We start from the raw sequence: 21907 nt of genomic DNA on the forward strand, positions 1-21907 counted from the left end.
TGGTTGAACCACTGTGGCGTTCAACAAGCGCAGGGCGGGAAAGGCGCTGCTGGTGGTGGCGGTGCTGCTGATCGTAGTCTTCCTTCTGCTCCTGCCGCCCACCCAGGACCTCCTGCGCAAATATCTGGTGGATCCCTTCTCCACCCAATACCCGGAAGGGGTGGAGATGGAGGTAAGCCTTACCATGACCATCGACGCCAACGGCGGCCACATTACCAGCTATCGCCTAGACCTTCCTCTACCGGTGGACCAGTTCAGTGACGGGGTGCGGCAGCAGGACGTCACTTCCATCATCACGGCCCCGCATTACGACCAACTGCTGGACGCCGGTGGGGCCAACATGATGGTCTGGGAGGGCGATGATCTCTATTCGGAAAGAACGATCACATTCACCGTCAACCTGACCCAGACGCTTCACGCATGGGACCTAGACGAGGACACGGTCATGGACAAGGACGAGATATCGTTGGCCACTAGGGACCGTTACCTAAGCGATGAATGGAAGATAGTGGTCAACGACCCAGCCATAGCCGATCTCAGGCAAGACGTCGTGGGCAACGAGACCAACGTGTACCTCATCGCCCGCTCCATCTATGACTGGATAGTGAACAACGTGGACTACCCCGAGCAGACCACCAACGACATCCCCAAGTCCTCGCTGCAGACGCTCAACGACCTGGAAGGGGACTGTGACGACCAGTCCATACTCTTCTGCGCCCTGGCCCGCTCCGCCGGTGTTCCGGCATGGATACAGCTGGGGGCCATATACGACCGCTCCGCAGGGACCATGGGCGGCCACGGCTGGGTCCAGATGTGCATGCCCACCGATGAGGGGGACGTCAACGTCACCATCGACATAGTCAACCGCAACTTCCTGGTCTGGATGCCCAATCTGTTCTGCGAGTATACCGACGATGGGAACGGGACGGCCTTGGAGGACTTCTACCACCCTATCAGCATCACCTACGATCCAAGCAGCTACGCCCCTGGTGAGACGCCCCAGTTCATCAGCTCCTGGGAGGTGCTGAGCTACAAGGAGAGCGACGAGAAGGTCACGCTGTCCACGCCCCTTATGACCAGGGTGGAGGACTAGACCCTGCGATAGCGGCCGAGGGAGGATTCGTACACCGATCCCAGCAGGAGCAGGCGTTTCAGCATCTCCTCGGCGGTCTCCCGCCCTCCAAGCAAGGCCTCCAAATCGGAGAGACCGAACTCGTCCAGCTCCTGCAGAAATGACTCGACGCGCTCCGGGGAGCAGGACGGTCTGTCAACTTTCAGCTCCACCTCGCCGTCGAAGGCCTTCAGGGTCCGCCCCTTGCTGTTGAGCTCCCCCACGGCTTTAGCGGTTAGAAAGGCTGAAGAAGAGGTGAAATGCGTTTTCATGCGGTTGGTCTGGACCTGGCGACCGCAGTGCGGGCAGGAGGATGTGCGCCGCTCCAGGTCGATGGCGAAGCCTTTCCGGCAACGGGGGCACACCACTGCGCCGAACATCAGTATTCGACGAAGACCAAGGCGCCGAGGCAGGTCCCGTAATGGTCCATGGGGACGGAGAGCTCTTCCACGGCGTAGCTGATGCGCATGAGCTTGATGCCCCGCAGAGCTTCCATCTCGTTCATCTTCCACTCCAGGACTTCCTTCAGGGCCTTCTTGGTGCCGTGCATGTGCCCTTCGGCGACATATCCGCCCTTGCCATCCTTGCGGAAGGCGTAGGCTATCCCGGCGGAGATCATCTCACCCTCGCCGCCCCTCATCTGGGCTAGCACGCAGTGGGTGATGGCGCCCATAGGCAGCTCGCGGACCGGCACCTTCTTGGCACCGATGGGCAGTACGGAAGAAACGGACACGAGGTTCTGCTCTCCGATCTGCGCCTTCTTCAAAGCCTCATCGAAGGCGTTAAGGTCGGAAACCTTGCTCACGGCCGATCCCTGGGTGACAAAGAACTTCTTCGGGACTAGATTCATGTCTCCCAAGTAAAAACGAATTTCGATTTAAGGTTTGCCTTCAATCCACGTCGAGCACGCGCAGCTCGCGCTCCAGCATCTTGACGTCCTGGGGGTTCAGAGCCTCGGGCACCATCGGTATGATGAGCATGGAGCCGGTCATGGACACATTGTCGTTCAGCAGCTGCAGCAGCTTGAGGACCTTCAGGAAGTTGTTCTGACTTATGAGGTATTCCAGCCCGGACAGCAGGACCACCGCCCGGCTGTTGGCCTCCAGGAAGTTCTTGATCTCGCTGTATATCATAGGGATGTCCGTGGGCTCGCGGGCGTAGCGCTTCCCCCTCTCGTAGGAAAGCCAAAGTACAGCGCCCTCCCCGATGCCGTACATCCTCTGCACCCTCTCCGGGTACTCCCGGGCCAATACCATACCGGTGCAGCCGTCCTCCACCTGGTCCGTGTACATCTGGTAGGCGGAGTCGGGCGTGGCCGCCTCCACCAAGTACGAGGTCCCCGCTTCCAGCAGGTACTTCCGCTCCCGCTCGTCCTCCGTCCTGATGGCGCTCCGCCCTTCTATGCGATAGGTCGGGGAAGGGGTGAACACGTGGACGCACTTAGCCGCCCCGTCGGAGATGCAGGACGCTTCGAAGGCATCGTACTTCTTCTTCATGAGCGAGGAGATGATGCCAGAAAGGTAGCCGCGGGTGAAGTCGCAATGGTCGCCGTTCTCCGCCTCCACCGATTCCTTGAAAGTGATGACGATCTCCGTCTCGTTGATGATCTCGATGTTCAGGCGGCTGAGGCCAGTCTCGGTCCACACCTGTTCTATTATCGCTCTTGCTTCGGCTATGTCAGTGCATTCCAGTCCGAGCGTACGGACCAACCCCACCCCAGCGCGGAAGCCGTAGCGCTCCATGGTCCGGGCGGAGTCCGTTCCGTTCAAAAGTTGGAGCTCCTCCCGCAGGTCCTTCAAGGCTGACCCTGGCATAACGAAGAAGGGGTGCATGTCCTTGCCCAATTTCAACCCTCCATGACCCTTCCGCCCAACAGCTCGAAGACCTCCTGGACGTTCTCCCCGGTCCGGGCGCTGGTCAACATGGTCGGCGCGCCTGTCTCTGCGGCGAAGCGCTGCATCTCCGCCTTGTCGATCTTCATCTCCAGGTCGCACTTGTTACCGATTATTATGATGGGGATGTCCCCGGCCACCTCCCTCAGGTCGGCCACCCAGTGCTCTAGGTTGGCCATGGTCTCCGGTCGGGTCATGTCGCAGACCACCAGCGCTCCGTTGGCCCCGGAATAATAGGTGGAGTGCAGCGCCTTCTGGGTCTTCTGTCCCAGCACGTCCCATATCATCAACGTGAGGTTGACGTCCTCCAGCTCCAGCACCTTCTTGCTGACCTTGGCCCCGAAGGTCTGGATGTACTGGTCGTCGAAAAGGTCCAGCACATAGCGTCTTATCAGGCTGGTCTTGCCCACCTCCCCGTCCCCAAGAAGGCAGATCTTCTTCACAAACTGACGCTTCCCCATGCCATTCACAGTATGTAGCCAGAGTCTATATATATTCGTTCCTAACCGTACAATTGCGAGTACTCGATCGGCTTCTTGGGCGGCTGCACCGATTCCATAGCCTTTTGCATATCAGCTTCTATCTGCTCGGCCTCCTTTATCAGCGGCTCGGGGTCAAGCTTGATCTCCGGCAGCATGTCCCCTACGACGTCGAGAAGATTGGCCGCCCCCCTGGCGTCCGGGAGGTCGGTGCGGGCGGAGCCCAGCAGGCAGATGACGTCCATCTGGTAGCGCTCACCTTCCGAGAGCAGCAGTCCAGACATGCCCGTGACCATGCCCTCCCTCAGCTCCTTTATGCCATACTGGCCCAGCATCTCTCTGGTCCTGGCGGTGGTGCCTACCCCGTAGACCTTGACATCGGTCTCCCCGACCATGTTTATACCTTCGAGGGTCAGGATCTTGGATATGCCCTTCTTCTTGCACCAGCTCAAGATGGTGTCGGAAAGGTCCTTGATTAGCTCTGGCTGAGGCATGAACTCGCAGGTGATGACCGCCAGCTTCTCGCACTTCTCCCCGGACTGGTCGCAGTCGCGATGACCGGAGTATATGCGCATGGGTGGCGAGGGGACGCCCTCGTGGATTATAGTGAAGGGCGGGAAGTACTGGGATATGATGGCCGCCTTGCGCTCCAATTTCATGGACCGCACGATGAAGTTGGCGGCGATCGAGCTCACCAATCCCACGCTGGGAAAGCCCACAATGGCCATTCCGTCCTTCAGGTCCGCCTCGTCGTACTCGTGGATGAACATCTCGCCATCTTTCATTTGGTTCACTGGCGCTTTAAATGGAGAAGGGCGACTTAATACTTGACGGTGGGAACCGGGTGAAAAAAGAATTAACTCAGGGAACGCCATCACCGGGGGCGTGACAGAGGAAGGACCGGTACTGCATCACACCTCGGCGGGCATACCCGTCATCATAGAGGCATCTCCCCACGCCAGGACCGCCGCCCTGTCGGTCAATTTCCGCGTCGGCTCGCGGGACGAGCCCTTGGACCATTGCGGCACCGCCCATCTGCTCGAGCACATAATGTTCAAGGGGACCAAGGAAAGGAACGCCAAGCAGTTCTCAGAGATGGTGGAAGGGGCCGGGGGCGAGATGAACGCCTATACCACCAAGGAGACCACCTCCTACCATGTGTTCTCCTTGGACGAGACGTTCGACGTGATGAAGGGACTGATGGCCGACATGATGACCTCCCCTTTGATCGACCGGGCGCATGTGGAGCTGGAGAAGGGCGTGGTGCTGCAGGAGATCAGCATGCTCGAGGACGACCCCGAGGATTACTCCCGGGAGCTCCTGGACCGCTCCATGTGGGAAGGGCATCCCATGTCCAAAACGGAGACCGGTCGGCCGGACTGCGTCTCCCAGCTCAAGGCCCAGGACCTGAGGGATTTCTTCGAGAAACACTACCGCCCGCCCAAGATGTGCGTGGTGGCCTGCGGGAACGTGAACGTGACGGACGTCCTGGATTGGGCCGAGAGGACCTTCGACAGCCTTCCCCGGGCGGCGCCCAACGGGGAGCGCGTGCCGCCAGTGCCCAAGGCCTGCACCAAGGTATTCCCCCGGGAGGGGGACCAGGCCTACGTGGAGATAGGTTTTCCCGGGCTGTCGAGCCGGCACCCGGACCGTAAGGCGCTGATGTTGGCCTGCATCATCCTGGGCGGAGGGACCTCCTCCCGCCTGTACCAGACGGTGAGGGAGGACCAGGGGCTGGTGTATCACATCAGCATGTTCCCCCAGGCCTACACCGACTGTGGCATCGTGGACACCTTCTTCTCCGCCTCCATGGACAAGCTGGACCGGGTGATGGGCATTCTGTCTGCGGAGATCACCCGCTTCAAGGAACAAGGGCCCTCGCCGGAGGAGGTGCTCAAGGCCAAGCGCTGGATCAAAGGCATGCTCATGCGCAAGCTGGAGGCAACGGACAGCCGCCTCTACTGGTACGGAGAGCATTTCATGCTGAACGGGGAGCTGGCGATAACGGACCGTACCTTGAGCGAGTTCGAGCGCATCACCCGGGAGGACGTGCTAAGGACGGTCAACGAGATCTTCCAGAGAAAGAGGATGTGCGTCACGATGCTGGCCCCGGAGAAGGAAGGGGGGCTGGCGGCCCGGCGCATGCAGGCGCTCGACTTCTAATCACCGAGTATCTTCAGCACCGCTTCCACGGCCACGGGGACGGCCTTCTCCACGTCCTCGGTCATGACGTCGGTGACGGTCCACACGTCGTTCACCTCTATGGCCACGAACTGCACGTCCTTGGGCATCCGGTCCGGAGCCAACATCCGTCCGAGCTCGATGGCCATGTGGATGTTGGTCTCGTGCGGGTTGGTGCCGTGCAAAGCGTTCTTAAAATCCTCCGGCTGCAGCAGCATGACCGTGCCGGCCGGGAACTGCTCGGTGACTATGGCGTCGACCACTACCACCCTCTGATAGTCCATCATGATTTCGATGAGGTCCAGGCCGCTTACAGACTGCTGGTCCAGGTCCAGGTCCGGGATGTTCCTGGCCTTGAGATCCTCCACGACCTTGAACCCGACCCCATCGTCGCAGATCAGCGGGCTGCCGATGCCTAGCACCAAACGGGAAGCTTTCATCGGACCCGCGGTAGAAGGGCGTTCATAATTAACTTTGCCCCTTCCCCCCGCCGGACGGCGGATTAATCTAATCCCAGGCGAATTAGGGCAACGTGACCCAGGTCCAAGCGTCGCTGACGGTGCAGGTGGACGGAAGACCGCTCACCCCCAGGCAGGCCGAGGCCGTGCTGGCCTTGTTCCTGAACGGCACCCAGAGGGCCGCCGCCCGTTCACTCGGGGTTTCCGCCCCGGTGCTGAACCGCCACCTGCGCCAGGTGGAGGCCAAGGCCGGCCGTCCGATCATGGAGTGCGGGGCGCGAGGGACGGTGCTGAACGAACTGGGAGAGAACATCGCCCGAGAACAGCTGGCGCTGCAAGGGAAGCTGCGAGAGCGGGAACGTCTGGTCGTCGGGTGCACCCCCCTGTCCCAGGAGCTCCTGCTGCAGGCCTTGAACGTCGTGGACCCCCAGGGGGAGGCGGAAGTGGTCATCTCCGAGGACCGCCACAACGTCAATGAGTTCCAGGCGGGAATGCTGGACCTGGTGGTGCTGGACGACCCCTTGTACGCCTACGATGTGGAAGGGGCCGAATGGGAGGAGGTAGGCAGTGACCGGCTGATGCACGTGCGCCAGGGGGCGGACTACGCCCTGTACCGCTTCGGCCCGCAACGTCTGGGATACAAGCACCTGGATTCGCTCAAGGAAGGGTACAAGGTGGTCCGGACCTACTCGTCCCTGACCGCCCTGGTCCGCAGCAACTACAGCTACTTCGTCAGCGAGAGCCTGATGGCCAGGAAAGGGCACAAGATACGCAGCTCTACCGACCCGACCCTGCTGGCCTACGCCATACTTTGTCTCTACCGTCCCGGCGTGCCCAAGGTGGAGGAGCTGCTGCGGGCGATGCGCCCCAACGCCCGGACATAGTGTTACCTATATAGCTAACACTCCGAGCCTTTTTTGTTCACTTTTAAATAGCATATCTCCGCTCCCCAGAGGCAGAGGAAGACTTTCATGTCAAATGCAAAGATACCGGACCCGGCCTTCGCCCAGAGCATCATCGATGCTGGCGGCAAGACCTTGGACCTGTGCTACCAGTGCGGCACCTGCACTGGCAGCTGCCCCTCCGGACGCACCACCGCGTTCCGCACCAGGCAGCTGATCAGGAAAGCCCAGCTCGGACTGAAGGACGACATCCTGCCCTCCGAGGAACTGTGGATGTGCACCACCTGCTACTCCTGCGTGGAGAGATGCCCGAGGGACGTCGACATCGTGGACATCATCATCCTGATGAGGAACATGGCCGTACAGAAGGGATACATGGCCGAGGACCACAAGAAGGTCGGGCGCTCCCTGCTGAAGAGCGGTCACACCGTCCCTGCCTCCGACAAGATGAAGGCGCTGAGGGTAAGCATGGGCCTTTCCGCCGACCCGCCGACCACCATCGGAGACGCCAAGGCCATGGCCGACTTCCACAAGATCATGGAGAAGACCGGTTTCGTCAAGCTCATAGGAGGTCAGTAGATGGCCGCTGACAAGTTCGCCCTGTTCCTGGGGTGCGTGGCGCCCCTCAGATACCCCGGTATCGAGAAGGCCACCAGGGAAATGTTCAAGGCCCTGGGATACGACCTGAAAGAGATGACCGGCGCCGGCTGCTGCCCCGCCCCGGGCGTCATAAGATCATTCGACCAGGCCACCTGGTTAGCCCTGGCCGCCCGCAACCTATGCATCGCCGAGAAGCAGGACTGCGACATCCTGACCATCTGCAACGGCTGCTTCGGCTCGCTGTACGAGGCGAACCACATGCTCAAGGAGGACCCCGAGCTGCTGAAGAAGGTCAACGCCATCCTGGCCGAGGTCGGAATGAAGTACGAGGGAAAGGTGCGCGTGCGCCACTTCGCCGACGTATTGTTCAACGACGTCGGCATCGAGAAGATGAAGCAGAAGATCACCAACCCGCTGAACTACAACGTGGCCGTCCACTACGGATGTCACTTCTCCCGCCCCACCAAGATAAAGCACATAGACGACCCGGAGAGGCCGCACATATTGGACGACCTGGTAGAGTGGACCGGAGCGAAGAGCCTGCCCTACGCCGACAAGAACATGTGCTGCGGCGCCGGCGGCGGTGTGAGAAGCAGGGATAGCAAGTTCGCCCTGAGCTTCACCGAGACCAAGCTGAAGAACATGAAGGCGGTGAAGGCCCAGTTCATCATCGACGTCTGCCCCTTCTGCCACCTACAGTTCGACCGCGGTCAGAAGGACCTGCCCGGCTACGACATACCGGTCATCCACCTGGCGCAGCTATACGGCCTGGCCATGGGCCTGCCCATGTCCTCGCTCGGACTTGAGGCCCACGAGATCAAGGTCAACCTCTGAGGCCTCGGCGTGGACAAAGCTCACCTGGTGGGGGTCTACACCCCCGAGGAGATGCCTGAGGAGCTGGAAGGCTTCGTCAGGTATCAGGCGGCGCGGGAAGGGCATCAGATGAGGAACGGGGAGAGGATCGCCGTGCTCAACGTCGTGGGCACCTACTCTTACATACCCGTCTTCCTGGGCGACCTGTGCTGCTACGAGGACCTGGAGTCCAAGCTGGACCAGCAAGAGGTCCAGGCGGACCCGGTGAGCAAGGTCTCCCTGCAGCGGGTGCTGCAGGAGCTAGCCCTAGTGCAAACCCCTTAATTCCATTTCTTTATTTCAGATAACTGATGGCGAGGCTTTTGGGCAATAGAAAACTTATTAATAGGGTTACCTGTTTCCGAGTTCATCTCGCGATTGGAGGCTATTAATTGGCTGCTACTAAAAAAGCGTCTACGAAGGCCGCCTCAAGGAAGGTCAAGGACCGGTGGAAGGCCAAGGAGTGGTATAAGATATACGCTCCGCGCATGTTCAACCAGGCCCAGCTGGGCGAAACCCCCAGCGCCGATGCCACTAACCTTATCGGCAGAACCACCGAGGCCACCGTACATGACATAAATGGCGACTTCTCGAAGATGCACGTTAAGCTCAAGTTCAAGGTCCAGAACGTCGAAGGCTTCGACGCCCACACTGTTTTCGTGGGGCAGGACCTGACCAGCGATTACATCCGCCGGCTGACCCGCAGGAAGCGGACCAAGACCGACCATGTCATCGACGTCCGCACCAAGGACGGATACCTCATCCGCGTGAAGCCCATGAGCATCACCGAGAAGCGCATCCAGTCCTCCCAGGAGACCGCTGTGCGTGCCTTGATGGATGCCGAGATGGCGAAGATGGGCGAGGAGAAGACCATCTCCGAGATCGTCAAGGCCATCATCGACGGCGAGATGGCCCACAGGCTGGGAACCGTCTGCAAGGTCATCGTCCCCATCAAGAGGGTCGAGATCCGCAAGACCGAAGTGCTGGAAATGGGCTCCGAGCCCCAGGACCAGCCGGTGTTCGCCCCCGAGCCCGTGGCCGAGCCCGCCGCCGAAGAGGTGCCTGCGGAACCCGTCGCGGAAGCGGCCGAGCCTGACCAGTAAACCACTTCCCCCTATGCCGGGGTGGCTCAGCCTGGTGGAGCGTCGGACTCATAGGGATTAGGACAACAGACCCTCTCCAGGGAAATCCGAAGGTCAGGGGTTCGAACCCCCTCCCCGGCACTCCCCTTACACTTTTCATCCCACAGTTGAATTTTCGCATGCAATCTTTCAAGTAGGACCGGTATGGTGCATCCTGCGGTGAGAGACTGAGGCTGATCATCTATACTGGCAAGGGCGGAGTTGGCAAGACTTCCGTCTCCGCGGCCACCGCCCTGCGCTGCGCCAAGATGGGCTATCGCACCATCGCCGTGAGCACCGACGCGGCGCATTCGCTCGCTGATTCTTTGGACATCCCCCTTTCCGGGGAGATCAAGACCATCGAGAAGAACCTGGACGCCATCGAGGTGGACGTCATCCACGAGATGGAGACCCGCTGGAAGGAGATCGGTCAGTACCTCTCGGACTTCATGGTGTCGCAGGGCCTGGACCCCATCTCGGCCAAGGAGATGACCGTGTGGCCGGGCATGGAGCTGATGTCCGCCCTGTTCTACATCGAGGAGTTCAAGGACAGTGGACGCTACGATGTGGTGGTCATGGATACGGCGCCGACAGCAGAGACGCTGCGCCTGCTCAGCTTCCCCGACACCGCCGACTGGTACTTCGACAAGATGTACAAGATCTTCAAGAACACCATCAAGCTGGCCCGGGCCACGGTGGGCAAGGTCATAAGCATGCCCATGCCCTCCAACGCCTTCCTCAACGACCTGGAGCACCTCAAGGAGAGACTGAAGACGGTGCGCATCATCCTGCAGGACGCGGAGATGACCTCCGTCCGGCTGGTGGTCAACCCGGAGAAGATGGTGATCAACGAGACGAAGCGCGCCTACACCTACCTCTCCCTGTACAACCTCACCGTGGAATGCCTGGTCATCAACCGGCTACTGCCCGAGGAGGACCGAGGTCATTACCCCGACGCCAAGTACGAGGAGCAGGCCAAGTACATGGACCTCATCGACGAGTCCTTCTCGCCCCTGAAGATGCTGAGGGCGTACCAGTCCTCCACCGAGGTCGTGGGAAAGAAGTCCCTGATGGTGCTCGCCGACCAGCTCTTCGGGGATACCGACCCGGCCCAGGTCTATTCAACGGAGAAGAGCATGGAGATATTCACCCGGGACGGCGTGGACATGCTGGCTCTGAAACTTCCCTTCTCCAGCAAGGGGCAGGTAGAATTATATAAATCGAGCGATGTATTAATTGTCACGGTCGGCTGGTACAAGCGTTCGGTCGCCTTGCCATACTCCCTGGTCCAGAAGGAGGCGCACAAGGCGGAGTTCAAGGATGGCCGGCTGCTCATCAGCTTCAAGTGAGGTAGTCACATGTCCAGCAAAAAAGAAGAATCCGAGAGCGAGCCGAAGGAGAGGTCCCACCGGTCCAGGACCGCTGGTCCTCTGCCCCAGGATACCGTCGTCCATCTAATGAAGTCCGGCACGGAGTTCCTCCTGGCCATGGACACCCTGTTGCCCAAGAACGTCATGACGCCAGAGATCAAGGAGCACTACAAGAACATTAAGAAGGAGACGATGCTCCTGTTCCGCGCCTTCATAGACAGCCATCTGAAGGACATGGAAGAAAAGGCGGAGGCTCCCGCCCCCCGCCTGAGGAAGATCGACCTGGAGTGAGATCTCACTCTTCCCGGCAGTCCGGGCACAGCAGTATGCCATTCTCCAGATGCAGGTCGATGGAGTAGGACTCGCAGTTCTCGCAGTACCCGGCCACGGTGCCGTGCCCTTCGGGGCGCTTGCCCATCCCCTGTCCCAGCTTGGACCATTCCCGGGTCAGCTCGATCAGGGAGGGGGACAGCCTCAATATGTCCTTCTCCGTCAGCATGCCTACGAGCTTGCCGTCCTCCACCACCGGCAGCCGCCGCATATGCAGGTCCGACATGCGCTTGGCCGCCTCGGATATGCTTGAACCAGGCGACACGGTGATGACCGGCGAGGACATTACCTTCTCCACCTTGGTGCGCGAGGGCACGCGGCTCTCCGCCACCACTTTATAGAGCAGGTCCCTTTCGGTCAGTACGCCTATCGGCTCCCCGTCCTCTAGAATCACCAGGCTGCCCACGCCCTCCCGGAGCATGAGCTTGGCCGCCTCTTTCACCGTCATATCCGGCCGGCCCGTACGGGGCCGGTTGGACATGATTTCCCGAACCAGTATGTCCCTTACCTCTTTGCCCCTCATGATTGATACTTGTCGCCAAGGCACTATATACCTTTCCCAGTTCCTGGCCTATCAACACCGACCGCAGGTCCACGAACAATCCATAGTTATTTTTACCGTGATAATTCCTCATACTATGGGAAAGACTTATGAAGGACCAAGAGGGCGCCTTGGCGGTGAAATTGGCCCGCCGGGGGGTGGACGCCGAGACCAGGGACCTGGACATCGACGCATTCGACGTTCCGGACAGCTTCCGGCTGAAGAGCGGGGCCTTCGTCACGCTCAAGACCTTCCCCAGCGAGGAGCTGAGGGGCTGCATAGGATATCCGGAGCCGATATTCTCCCTGGCCGAGACGATATTGCGGGCGGCCCAGGGAGCCTGTCACGATCCGCGCTTCCCCGCGCTGAGGCCGGAGGAACTGGACCAGATCGTGGTGGAGGTCAGCATACTGACCCCTCCTGAGGAGTTCAAGGTGGAGCCCCGGCAGGACATGCCCGGGCGCATCGTCATCGGCCGGGACGGCCTGATCGTGGAGAGGGGGCCGTACCGGGGGCTGTTGCTCCCGCAGGTCCCGGTGGAATGGGAATGGGACGCCACCACCTTCCTGGAACAGGCCTGCATGAAAGCCGGGCTGACCCCGGACATGTGGCTGGACCGCCGAACCAGGTTGCAGACCTTCGGGGCGGAGATATTCCACGAGGGGTCGCCATACGGTCAAATACTCCGTGAACTTACCCAGTGATGGAATGGACGTAATCGAGGGAAAAGTCCTCTTCCAGGGGAGGCTGCAGAAGGCCTGCGTGGGTGTCGAGGGCGGGCGCATCGTCAGCGTCAAGAAGGTGTTGCACGGGGAGGATCACCACAAGTTCGGGGAGAGGTTGATCCTCCCCGGGGCGGTGGACCCCCACGTGCACTTCCGAGAGCCCGGGCTCACCAACAAGGAGGATTTCTCCACCGGCTCGTTATCCGCTCTCTTCGGAGGGGTCACTTGCGTGTTGGACATGCCCAACACCTTGCCCCCGGTCATTGACCAGGAGGCGCTCGAGGAGAAGAGGCAGCACATATCCGGCCGTTCCTGGGTGGACTACGGGCTGTTCGCCGGCATCTCCCCCAAGACCAAGGTGTCGTCCCTTTCGTCCTGTCAGGCCTACAAGATCTTCCTGGGTTCGTCGACCCAGAGCGTACTGGTCCAGGAGGAGGGGGATTTGGAGAAGGCTTTGGACATTGTCGGCGCCACCGGCAAGGTGGTCAGCGTGCACGCCGAGGAGGACAGGATGCTGACCAGGATGGATGAGCGGTCGCTTCGGGACCACGAGGAATGCCGCCCCCGGCAGGCGGAGATGAAGGCGGTGGAACGCCTGCTCCGCTACCAGGACCGGGCCCGCATCAACGTGTGCCACGTCAGCTGCCCGGAGACCCTGGCGCTGCTGAAAGGGAGCCGCATGACCTTCGAGGCCGCCCCGCACCATATGCTCCTCGATTCCAGCATGGACCTGGGCGCCTGGGGCAAGGTCAACCCGCCGCTGAGGCGCCGGGCGGACCGCGAGGCCATATTCGCCGCCTTCTGTCGGGGAGAGGTGCCCATGCTGGCCACGGACCACGCTCCCCACGCCCCCGAGGAGAAAGAGCGGGGGTTCGGGGAGGCGCCCTCCGGGGTGCCGGGAGTGGAGACCGGACTGGCCATGATGCTGGCACTGGTGAAGAGAGGACATCTGTCGCTGGATACGCTGGTCCAGACGGCCTGCTCGAACCCGGCCAAGACCTTCGGACTCAACAAGGGGGAGATCGTAGAAGGGCGCGACGCCGACCTGATCGTGATCGACCCCCGCGACGTCACCATCATAAAGGGCAAGGAGCTGCACAGCAAATGCGGCTGGACGCCCTTCGAGGGCCGGGAGGCCCTGTTCCCCCAGGCCGTGTTCCTGCGGGGGAAACTGATCATGAAGGACGGCTCGGTCACCGAGGACCGTCTGGGGAGGGAAGTGCCTCATGCCTGAACCTTTGCCATTGGACCTTAGCGAGCTGGAAGGGCGCAAGTTCATCTGCCAGGACCCCTGCAAGCTGTGCTGCCTGTGCCAGCCGGAGTGCCTGCCGGAGGAGGTGGACTTCTTCAAGAAGAACCACCCCGACCACCTGGTGCTGAAGAAGGAGCCGCACCGGCATTACGCCCTGACATTGAAGAAGGGGCAGGGGTCCTGCGCTTTCCTGAACCAGGGTCTCTGCGAGGTCTACGCCCACCGCCCTCATTTCTGCAGGCAGTTTCCCTTTCACATCCATGTGGGATCGCGGGCCCAGGTGGAGCTGGACCTGAGCTGCCGCGGAGTCTGGCTGGACCAGGGGGAGGAGGCCATGAGCGAAGGCCTGCGCCTGGTGCAAACGAACGAGGAGAACATCAGGAGGACGCTCAAGGAGTCGGTGCCGGTGTACCGCGAGTTCAACCTGAACTGCCAGGACGCCGGTCTGGACGTGGATGTGCCCAAGGTGCGCTCCCAGATCTCTGCCCGCCTGGACCAGATGACCGACCTGCGGCTCATCGCCTCATTGCTAGAAGCGAGCGTGGAGGACGAGGAACTGAGCATCCCGGACCTCCTGGCCAAGCCCTCCCTCGAGGGGAGCACCATGGCCGAGCTGTCCCAGTCGGCCCTGGAGATGGTGACGGACTCGTTGGCGGCGGACGAGCTCTTCCAGGCCCCGATCTACTGCGCCCCGGACGGGGTCTGGAATATGTTCCGGGTGGCCGGGCAGAGGGTGGAGAGGCACGTGCTGGACGTCAGCGGAGACGTGCGCAAGGTCGGGGACATGTCCATCCGGGACATCAAGCTCCGCCAGCCCGAGGGCCGGGACCGCCAGGTGCTGCGCGATTACATCAAGGTGCTCAACAACCGGGACAGCTTCATGGGTTACGCCTTCAACCTCCTCGACGAGTACGATTACGAGGACCCCTGGCCGAACGTCTACGGCGGCGTGCTGTCGACGTCCGTCCTCGACCTGCTGTGGCGCACCTCGCTCATAGCCGCCTTCTTCCCCGGGACCCCGGACGGTGAGCGCATGAGAGAGGGCATAATATTCTACGACATGGACCGACTAGACGCTCCGACCCTGGGGGCCTTCATCTGACTGGATGCTTCAGCGTGATGTGGGAAACGCAAAAACTTCATATACTGAACGCTCATTCGACCTTTCAGGTGATTTGAGCGATGCAAAAGCCTCTGAATGTCCTCAACCAATCGATCAACAACCAGGTGATGGTGACGTTGAAGGGCAACCGGGAGTACCGTGGGGTCCTGGACGGATACGACCCCCACATGAACCTGGTTCTGAAGAACGCAGAGGAGCTTATAAACAACGAGGTAGTCCGTAAGCTTCCGCTCACCATTGTCCGCGGGGACAATGTCATCTACATTTCACCCTGAGGTTATTTTATGACAAAAGGAACGGCTGCACATGGTAAGATGGGAGACCGCAAGACCCACGTACCCTGCCGCAGGTGCGGGAAGAGGGCCTACAACATCCGCGCATCCTACTGCGCCTCTTGCGGTTACGGCAAGACCACCACCATGAGAACGTATAATTGGGCCAAGACTCATTAATGGTCGAGGTTAGTCCCTTGGAGGATGACGACCGGCCGAAGCATTTCTGTGGCGTGGTCGGCATGGCCTTGGAAGGCGATGTCGTTCCCCATCTCAAGAAAGCCTTGCGGGTCATCCAGCATCGCGGTCAGGAGGCCGCGGGCATAGCCGTCTTCAACGGCAAGTCCATCTCCTACCATCGCGGCATGGGCCTGGTGCACGAGGTCCTGTCCGGGCGGCAGTACAACGCGTTGATCGGGAACGCCGGTATCGGCCACGTCCGCTATTCCACCACCGGTTCGTCCTGCGCCGAGAACTGTCAGCCCATCGTCGTCACCACTTTGGCCGGGGACCTGGCCTTGGCGCACAACGGCGACCTGGTGAACGCCACCGCCATTCGCAACCGGTTGCAGGCGGAAGGTTGGGCCTTCCTGACATCCACCGACTCGGAGATCATCGTGCGCATGCTGGCGACAGAGCTTTCCATCAACCCTGACCCCATCAGGGCCATCAAGACGGTCATGAAGTCCCTGGAAGGCTCGTACTCCATCGCCCTGATGCTGGGAGGCCGGGTCTTCGGCTTCCGCGACCCGCTGGGCTTCCGCCCGCTGTGCGTGGGCAAGGCCCCCGGCGGCTACGCCCTGGCCTCTGAAAGTTCCATCTTCGAAATATTGAACGGGGAGTTCATACGGGACATACTTCCCGGGGAGATCGTGGAGATAACCACGACCTCCATCACCTCCACCCGCACCCCTTCCCCCATGCACACCGCCCACTGCATGTTCGAGTGGGTGTACTTCGCCCGCCCGGACGCGGTCATCGAGGGTAAGGAGGTCTATCAGGTGCGCATGAGGATAGGGCACATCCTGGCGCAGGAGCAGCCCACGGAGGCCGATGTGGTCGTCCCCGTCCCCGACTCCGGCAGGGCGCACGGCCTGGGGTACGCCGAGGCCTCCGACATTCCCTACGCCGAGGGGTTCATGAAGAACCGTTACATCGAGCGCACCTTCATCATGCCCGACCAGTCCCTCCGGGACGAGGGCGTGCTGCTCAAGCTTAACCCGATACGCTCCACCATGGAGGGGAAGAGGGTGGTCATCGTGGACGATTCCATCGTCCGCGGGACGACCATGAGGAAGATAGTACAGATGACCAGACGCGCCGGGGCCAAGGAGGTCCACGTGCGCATCGGTTGCCCGCCGGTCATCGCCCCCTGCTTCTACGGCATCGACATGAAGACCAGGGAGCAGTTCGCGGCTACCAACCGCAACAGCCAGCAGATAGCCGATCTTATTACAGCCGATTCCGTCGGCTACCTGAGCATGGACGGACTAGTGAAGGCCCTGGAGATCCCGGAGTCCGAGCTCTGTATGGCCTGCCTGAGCGGCGAGTACCCGACCAAGATACCTGGGGAGAAGATGCGCTTCCAGAGGACCCTCGAGATCTGAGCCGCCCACGATCATCGGCATGATCCGAAGCATGGTCTCCTAGCTCAAAGAAGGCATGGACATGGATGCGATATGGGAGATGCTGGTCGACCTCACTATACCGATCTCATCGTGCTCCATATGAACACCACCAACGTCAAGGCCTTCTTCGGCAAGCATTGAAACCCTTTCCAGCAACCATTTTTTCGTTCTCTTAGGCGATGGCCAGGTCATCAAGGAAAGGTTAAATAGGGAAAATCACTTTGGCATTCCCACACGGGCAGGTAGATCAGCTGGAAGATCGCTACCTTGGCATGGTAGAGGCCGGGGGTTCAAATCCCCCCCTGTCCACTCATTTCCTGTTTTTTCCATACGGACATGCGTAAAGGCACATCCCGCAGACTTCCACTTTGCCCTGCGCTTTCAAATGCTTATAGTAACTATCGCATTTGGCTGCGTCGAACCTCAGCTCTCGAGGCTCGCTTTCCATAAAATTACGCCCAGTGAACGCAGACACGGGGCACGCTTCCACGCATCTCGTACAATTGCCGCACTTCTGCTCCATCGGCGTCCCTAAAGGTTCCAAGGCGGCGTCCGTGAGCACGGATATCCATCGGACCCTCGGTCCCCGGTCCGGCGTTATTAGCAGACAGCTCTTGCTGATCCAACCCAATCCGGCCAGGTGGGCGGCCATCTTATGCGAGAAAGGCCCACATATCTTATCGTCGTCAATCCTTTCGGACGCCGGAATGGGCAAGGCGCGATGTCCCGCCCTCTGCAGCTCACTCGCAACTCGTGAGGCCAAATGGTCCAGACGCGAATTTATTACATCATATGAATGGGACTTGTACATGACCGCAGCCCATCTCTCCTCTCGTGATGGCAATAGTTCAACGATATCGTCAATAAGGGCTATTCCTATCGATACCGCGCGAGGATACGTGACGACGTCCAGGCCGCATTGCCATTTTATGGCGTTCCTGGCAGGTGTAAGGTCAGCAAACCCATAATAATCGACTTCCCCTCTGACCAGGTTCCTTAATCTGTCCTCGAGCCGCATAGAGGTTTGAGGAGTTCGAACGGATTTAGGCTTTGCTCCAGATATTCGTTTTGCCATCCTACACGAATAGGTGGATCAGCTGGAAGATCGCTACCTTGGCATTATTCAGAAAAATTGAAGGTAATTCATGCTCGATAATCCGTTACTGTTTATATCGCAAGATTCAATTTGCAATGCGATGAGCGAGCCCAGTGAAATTAATAAAAATCCTAGCATTGCCGCGCTCCTTTCAGCTTTCATCATTGGCACCGGTCACATTTACATTAGAAAATGGAAGACCGGGATTTGCTGCATCGCAATTGAAATCCTCTTGATCTATTCCATCTTCTACTTTCAACATCCATTTCCCATATGGCCCCTTTCCATCCTTTGGTACTGGCAGATATGGGACGCCTTTGACAAGGCGGAGGAGTTCAATCAAGAGGTGTCGTTCACTGGCTATAGACCTTGGTAAAAATCACTGTGCACACAGAAACAAGTGAAAAGGCACAAAGTGACCATTGAAAGTATTATCCTGGATTATATATAATGAAATATCGAATGCTTATCGGGGTGAGGGAGTGGGGGACGACGTGGCCGATACTGACAAGCTGAAAAGAGAGCACACCATCACAGCCTCGGACGTCATCGTCCGGTACGACAACATCCTCGCTCTCGACAATTTCAGCGTAAGCATACCCAGGGGGATCGTCGGCCTCTTAGGCCCGAACGGGGCTGGCAAGAGCACGTTCATCAAGACGGTCCTAGGTCTGGTCGAGCCAGAATCGGGCGAGATCGACATCGTTGGCCTGGACCCCAAGAAGGACATCATGGTCATAAGGGACCAGGTCGGCTATATGCCGGAGCACGACTGCCTCATCGACACGATGAGCGGCCTGGAGATGGTGACCTATTTCGGCAGGCTGAGCGGGATGACCAAGGAGGATTCCATCCCCCGCAGCCACGAGGTCCTCGACTTCGTCGGTCTGGGCGAGGAACGTTATCGGCCCACGGCCAGCTATTCCACCGGCATGAAGCAGCGGGTGAAGCTGGCCCAGGCCATCGTGCACGACCCCGACATACTGTTCCTGGACGAGCCGACCAACGGCATGGACCCGCTAGGCCGGGAAGAAATGCTCGAGCTGATCAGCCGGATCGCCGCCTCGGACAAGTCCATTCTCGTATCCTCCCACATCATGCAGGACATGGAGAAGGTCTGCCAGCACATCATCATCATAAACGGCGGCAGGTCTGTGACCCAGGGGACCATGGCCAGCCTCCTCGATCAGGAGAAGGCCAAAATGAAGATGACGGTCCGGGGGAGCGCCAAAGCGCTTCAGATATTCTCCGAACGGATACGCCAGGAATATGAGGTTACGTCCATCTCCGAGGAGTTCGGGCAGATGACCATCGTGCTGGTCAGGAAAGGACCGAGCACGGCGATCCTGGACCTGGCGAGAGATCACGGTGTGCAGGTTCGTTCCTACGTCCCTGACCGGCTATCGCTGGAGGACGTCTTCATACGGTCCATGAAGGAGGGGGTCTGATGGGGCTTGACCCCATCGGCTACAAGCCCTGGGCGGGGAAGCGCACGGAGCACAACCGCCGCTTCCTGGTCATCGCCGACGCCATCCTCCGTCATAAGCTCAAGGGCAAATGGTTCCTGGGGATGCTGATACTGGGCACTTTCCTGGTGCACATCCTGCCCCTGATCATCTATTCGACGGTCCCGCACGAAGACCTTAGCGCGACCCTTATGAGGGACTATCTGGGCGACGGGCTCTTCTTCATCTTCGAGGTCATCCTGGTGGCCCTGGTATGCTCCGATCTGATCTCGGAAGACATCCGGTCCAACTCCATCATCCTGTACCTCTCAAGGGCGCTGAGGGTGGATGGATATCTATTAGGGAAATGGTGCGGTGCGATGGTCACGGTCTGCCTCTTCACCCTCCTGCCGCCCATGGCAGTATCGATCGCCATCACCGCCACCCAGTCCGGCACCGATTACATATCCAGCCTGACCGTGGTCGGCCAGACCTTCTTGGCCGGACTGTGGTCCGCGGCGTTCTTCGTCCCGATAGGATTGGCGATATCTTCCATCACCCGTAAGAGGACCTATGCCGGGGTAGGGACGTTCATGTTCTTCTTCGTCCTCATGATCGTGGCGTCCATCTTCTCCGGGTTCTCCGCGGACTGGGCCTTGCTGAGCCCCCAGGTATTGCTGTACGATTACCATACGGTGCTCTACGGGCTGACCCTTCCCGGAGATACCAACGTGGCATTGCTGGGGGCCATGGCCTTCATCCTCACCGTCCCGCCTCTGCTGCTGGTCTACCTTCGCGTATTGCGCAAGGGGGTGGGTAAATGACGAACGTGGTCGAGGCCCGGAACATTTCCAAATGGTACGGGGAGGTGATCGGGCTAAACAATTTCAGCATAGACGTCCCCACTGGCATCACGGGCATAGTCGGTCCCAACGGGTCGGGCAAGAGCACCTTCTTCAAGCTCCTGACCGGAAACATCCGGACGAACGTCGGGCAGCTGAGCGTGCTCGGGCTGAGCCCCTGGAAGAACCCGCCTCTGCTAGCCCAACTGGGCTTTTGTCCCGACTATGACTTCCTGCCCCCAGAGCTAAAAGGAAGGGAATACCTGCGCTTCGTCGGGGGGCTGCATGGCATGGCACCTGGTCAGATGACCCAGAGGGTGGACGAGGTCCTGCAGATCGTGGGCATGACCAAGGATGCCGACCGGCCCATGGGCGGGTACAGCAAGGGCATGAGGCAGCGGATCAAGATCGCCGGTTCGCTGCTGCACAATCCCCGGCTCCTGCTGCTGGACGAGCCTCTCACGGGCACCGATCCGCTGATACGCAAGGAGATAATCGACCTGATCAAGGACCTGCACAAGGTGCATGGGCATGACGTCATCGTCTCCTCCCACGTCCTTCATGAGATCGAGAGGATGACCCATCAGGTGGCGTTGATCTACAAGGGAAGGGCGGTGGCCACCGGGGAAATATCTGAGATACGACAGCTCATGAGCGGTCATCCTCACAACATCATCCTTGAGGGCAAAGGCATGGTGGAACTGGCCAAGGTCCTGTTGACCAAACCGTACACCGCATCTATCGAGCTGCGGCCGGACCGTACGGGCATGTTCGTCAAGGTCGACAAACCCGAGGACTTCTTCAATGCCATCCCTGACCTGGTGGCCGAGGCCGGGTGCGAGCTGGAAAGGATGGAGAGCCTGGACGACGACCTCGAATCCGTCTTCCGCTATCTAGTGAGATGGTGAGCATGTCCTCCAACTTGATCGGTCTATGGACGATGGTGGTGTTCTCCGCCCGGAAGCTGCTGCAGAACAGACGCTGGATAATTATGGTCCTCCTCACCGCGCTCGTGACGGTGGTTATGGGATATGCCGCCGTCCAGGACGAGACCGATATGAACACGGCGAGCGACCTGATGGCCCTTCTCCTGATAGCGTTCCTATTGCCGGTGCTGGCCCTGATATACGGCGCCTCGATGATACGCAACGAGATCGATGACCGTAGCATCGTGCAGGTCATCACCTCCCCCCTCGATCGGCGGATCGCCTATGTCGGTTATTATCTGGCATTGACGATCGTGCTGTCCGCCCTGCTCGCCGTGGCCACCCTGGTCGGCGGGCTTACGTTCATCGTGCTCTGCCCGAACGGGGGCGGGGGGATAGAGCTGATGCTGGCCTTCATCGTCGTGCAATGCCTTGGCGCACTGGTCTATTCGTCGCTGTTCCTTCTGATGGGGACGGTCATCAAGCAGCCGGTCTACCTGGGCCTCCTCTACGTCTTCGTATGGGAAGGGTTCGTCGCCTCGGTCCCCGGGGCCATCGGGTCCTATACCATCAGACAGCAGTTGCGGGTAGTAGCGTCCGGGATGATCAGCAAGGGCGACATCACCAACGTGACAGGGGACGGCGCAGTTGCCGCCATCGTCCTCATCGCCTTTGCGATCGTGTTCGTGACGTTGGGCGCCTTCCTGTTCAGGGAGATGGAGGTCCCCTGATCGAGGGAATATCCCGCGCTCCGCTTCTCA

28 protein-coding genes and 2 tRNA genes are annotated in these 21907 nt (G+C 59.8%); 21 read left to right on the top strand and 9 right to left on the bottom strand.

Translation table 11 applies throughout. The features are described 5' to 3' along the window. The first annotated feature begins 13 nt into the window (after positions 1-13). A complete protein-coding gene (locus tag NT131_01695) occupies positions 14-1093 on the top strand; it encodes a transglutaminase domain-containing protein (protein MCX6650362.1) in 1080 nt (359 codons plus the stop codon). Here the strand turns inward: NT131_01695 and NT131_01700 are convergent. The 5 genes from NT131_01700 to NT131_01720 are packed head-to-tail and all read right to left on the bottom strand — an operon-like array spanning position 1090 to position 4267. Continuing rightward, positions 1090-1491, bottom strand: coding sequence for a hypothetical protein (locus NT131_01700; protein MCX6650363.1), 402 nt, complete (start codon positions 1489-1491; stop codon positions 1090-1092). The two genes, NT131_01695 and NT131_01700, sit on opposite strands and share 4 nt — an antisense overlap. Then, entirely contained in the window at positions 1491-1961 is a 471-nt protein-coding gene (locus NT131_01705; protein MCX6650364.1) for a pyruvoyl-dependent arginine decarboxylase, read from the bottom strand. The genes NT131_01700 and NT131_01705 overlap by 1 nt, the downstream gene beginning before the upstream one ends. Positions 1962-2001: 40 nt before the next feature. Continuing rightward, positions 2002-2955: a DUF835 domain-containing protein gene (locus tag NT131_01710; GenBank protein ID MCX6650365.1), complete on the bottom strand. Its 954-nt coding sequence runs from the start codon at positions 2953-2955 to the stop codon at positions 2002-2004. A 2-nt stretch (positions 2956-2957) separates the two neighbouring features. Further along, a complete protein-coding gene (locus tag NT131_01715) occupies positions 2958-3446 on the bottom strand; it encodes a GTP-binding protein (GenBank protein MCX6650366.1) in 489 nt (162 codons plus the stop codon). A gap of 59 nt (positions 3447-3505) precedes the next feature. After that, on the bottom strand, positions 3506-4267 hold the full coding sequence (locus tag NT131_01720) for a PAC2 family protein (protein MCX6650367.1): 762 nt from the start codon (positions 4265-4267) through the stop codon (positions 3506-3508). 100 nt (positions 4268-4367) lie between these two features. Here NT131_01720 and NT131_01725 point away from each other — a divergent pair, with 100 nt between their 5' ends. Continuing rightward, the gene (locus NT131_01725) at positions 4368-5645 is read left to right on the top strand and encodes a pitrilysin family protein (protein ID MCX6650368.1); all 1278 of its coding nucleotides are present in this window, start codon (positions 4368-4370) and stop codon (positions 5643-5645) included. Here NT131_01725 and NT131_01730 read toward each other — a convergent pair. Next, positions 5642-6103, bottom strand: a complete 462-nt coding sequence (locus NT131_01730; protein ID MCX6650369.1) for a hydrogenase maturation protease — start codon at positions 6101-6103, stop codon at positions 5642-5644. The two genes, NT131_01725 and NT131_01730, sit on opposite strands and share 4 nt — an antisense overlap. 92 nt (positions 6104-6195) lie before the next feature. Here NT131_01730 and NT131_01735 point away from each other — a divergent pair, with 92 nt between their 5' ends. The 8 genes from NT131_01735 (at position 6196) to NT131_01770 (ending at position 11257) form a co-directional block, all read left to right on the top strand. Next, a complete protein-coding gene (locus NT131_01735; GenBank protein ID MCX6650370.1) occupies positions 6196-7005 on the top strand; it encodes a LysR family transcriptional regulator in 810 nt (269 codons plus the stop codon). A gap of 87 nt (positions 7006-7092) precedes the next feature. After that, the gene (hdrC, locus tag NT131_01740) at positions 7093-7602 is read left to right on the top strand and encodes a CoB--CoM heterodisulfide reductase subunit C (GenBank protein MCX6650371.1); all 510 of its coding nucleotides are present in this window, start codon (positions 7093-7095) and stop codon (positions 7600-7602) included. Then, positions 7603-8457: a CoB--CoM heterodisulfide reductase subunit B gene (hdrB, locus tag NT131_01745; protein MCX6650372.1), complete on the top strand. Its 855-nt coding sequence runs from the start codon at positions 7603-7605 to the stop codon at positions 8455-8457. A gap of 9 nt (positions 8458-8466) precedes the next feature. Next, positions 8467-8760, top strand: a complete 294-nt coding sequence (locus tag NT131_01750; protein ID MCX6650373.1) for a DUF749 family protein — start codon at positions 8467-8469, stop codon at positions 8758-8760. A gap of 107 nt (positions 8761-8867) precedes the next feature. Then, complete coding sequence (locus tag NT131_01755; protein ID MCX6650374.1) at positions 8868-9578, top strand: 30S ribosomal protein S3ae; 711 nt, start codon at positions 8868-8870, stop codon at positions 9576-9578. A 15-nt stretch (positions 9579-9593) separates the two neighbouring features. Next, positions 9594-9698: transfer RNA gene (locus NT131_01760), tRNA-Met, on the top strand. A 98-nt stretch (positions 9699-9796) separates the two neighbouring features. Further along, complete coding sequence (locus NT131_01765; GenBank protein ID MCX6650375.1) at positions 9797-10945, top strand: ArsA family ATPase; 1149 nt, start codon at positions 9797-9799, stop codon at positions 10943-10945. A gap of 9 nt (positions 10946-10954) precedes the next feature. Beyond that, positions 10955-11257 (top strand): hypothetical protein, encoded by a 303-nt coding sequence (locus tag NT131_01770; GenBank protein MCX6650376.1) that lies wholly within the window; start codon positions 10955-10957, stop codon positions 11255-11257. A gap of 4 nt (positions 11258-11261) precedes the next feature. Here the strand turns inward: NT131_01770 and NT131_01775 are convergent, their stop codons facing one another. Continuing rightward, complete coding sequence (locus NT131_01775; GenBank protein ID MCX6650377.1) at positions 11262-11819, bottom strand: CBS domain-containing protein; 558 nt, start codon at positions 11817-11819, stop codon at positions 11262-11264. A gap of 128 nt (positions 11820-11947) precedes the next feature. Between NT131_01775 and NT131_01780 the strand changes: the two genes are divergently transcribed. From NT131_01780 to NT131_01810, 7 genes are all read left to right on the top strand, one after another. Beyond that, on the top strand, positions 11948-12541 hold the full coding sequence (locus NT131_01780; GenBank protein MCX6650378.1) for a TIGR00296 family protein: 594 nt from the start codon (positions 11948-11950) through the stop codon (positions 12539-12541). Between the two features lie 4 nt (positions 12542-12545). Then, the gene (gene pyrC / locus NT131_01785) at positions 12546-13796 is read left to right on the top strand and encodes a dihydroorotase (protein MCX6650379.1); all 1251 of its coding nucleotides are present in this window, start codon (positions 12546-12548) and stop codon (positions 13794-13796) included. After that, complete coding sequence (locus tag NT131_01790; GenBank protein MCX6650380.1) at positions 13789-14916, top strand: YkgJ family cysteine cluster protein; 1128 nt, start codon at positions 13789-13791, stop codon at positions 14914-14916. Before pyrC ends, NT131_01790 begins: the two co-directional genes overlap by 8 nt. A gap of 80 nt (positions 14917-14996) precedes the next feature. Further along, entirely contained in the window at positions 14997-15212 is a 216-nt protein-coding gene (locus NT131_01795; protein ID MCX6650381.1) for a small nuclear ribonucleoprotein, read from the top strand. Between the two features lie 9 nt (positions 15213-15221). Beyond that, entirely contained in the window at positions 15222-15389 is a 168-nt protein-coding gene (locus tag NT131_01800; GenBank protein MCX6650382.1) for a 50S ribosomal protein L37e, read from the top strand. Between the two features lie 17 nt (positions 15390-15406). Further along, on the top strand, positions 15407-16816 hold the full coding sequence (gene purF, locus NT131_01805) for an amidophosphoribosyltransferase (protein ID MCX6650383.1): 1410 nt from the start codon (positions 15407-15409) through the stop codon (positions 16814-16816). Between the two features lie 257 nt (positions 16817-17073). Next, positions 17074-17146, top strand: a tRNA-Ala gene (locus tag NT131_01810). 1 nt (position 17147) lies between these two features. Here the strand turns inward: NT131_01810 and NT131_01815 are convergent. Then, positions 17148-17360, bottom strand: coding sequence for a 4Fe-4S dicluster domain-containing protein (locus NT131_01815; protein MCX6650384.1), 213 nt, complete (start codon positions 17358-17360; stop codon positions 17148-17150). 724 nt (positions 17361-18084) lie between these two features. After that, positions 18085-18276: a hypothetical protein gene (locus tag NT131_01820; GenBank protein MCX6650385.1), complete on the bottom strand. Its 192-nt coding sequence runs from the start codon at positions 18274-18276 to the stop codon at positions 18085-18087. A 139-nt stretch (positions 18277-18415) separates the two neighbouring features. Between NT131_01820 and NT131_01825 the strand changes: the two genes are divergently transcribed. The 4 genes from NT131_01825 to NT131_01840 are packed head-to-tail and all read left to right on the top strand — an operon-like array spanning position 18416 to position 21877. After that, entirely contained in the window at positions 18416-19381 is a 966-nt protein-coding gene (locus tag NT131_01825; protein ID MCX6650386.1) for an ABC transporter ATP-binding protein, read from the top strand. Beyond that, positions 19381-20202, top strand: a complete 822-nt coding sequence (locus tag NT131_01830; GenBank protein ID MCX6650387.1) for an ABC transporter permease subunit — start codon at positions 19381-19383, stop codon at positions 20200-20202. Before NT131_01825 ends, NT131_01830 begins: the two co-directional genes overlap by 1 nt. Further along, entirely contained in the window at positions 20199-21128 is a 930-nt protein-coding gene (locus NT131_01835) for an ABC transporter ATP-binding protein (GenBank protein MCX6650388.1), read from the top strand. Before NT131_01830 ends, NT131_01835 begins: the two co-directional genes overlap by 4 nt. Positions 21129-21130: 2 nt before the next feature. Further along, entirely contained in the window at positions 21131-21877 is a 747-nt protein-coding gene (locus tag NT131_01840) for an ABC transporter permease subunit (GenBank protein ID MCX6650389.1), read from the top strand. The last annotated feature ends 30 nt before the right edge of the window (positions 21878-21907 follow it).

The organism is Methanomassiliicoccales archaeon, assembly GCA_026394395.1.
Taxonomy (GTDB): Archaea; Thermoplasmatota; Thermoplasmata; order Methanomassiliicoccales; family UBA472; genus UBA472.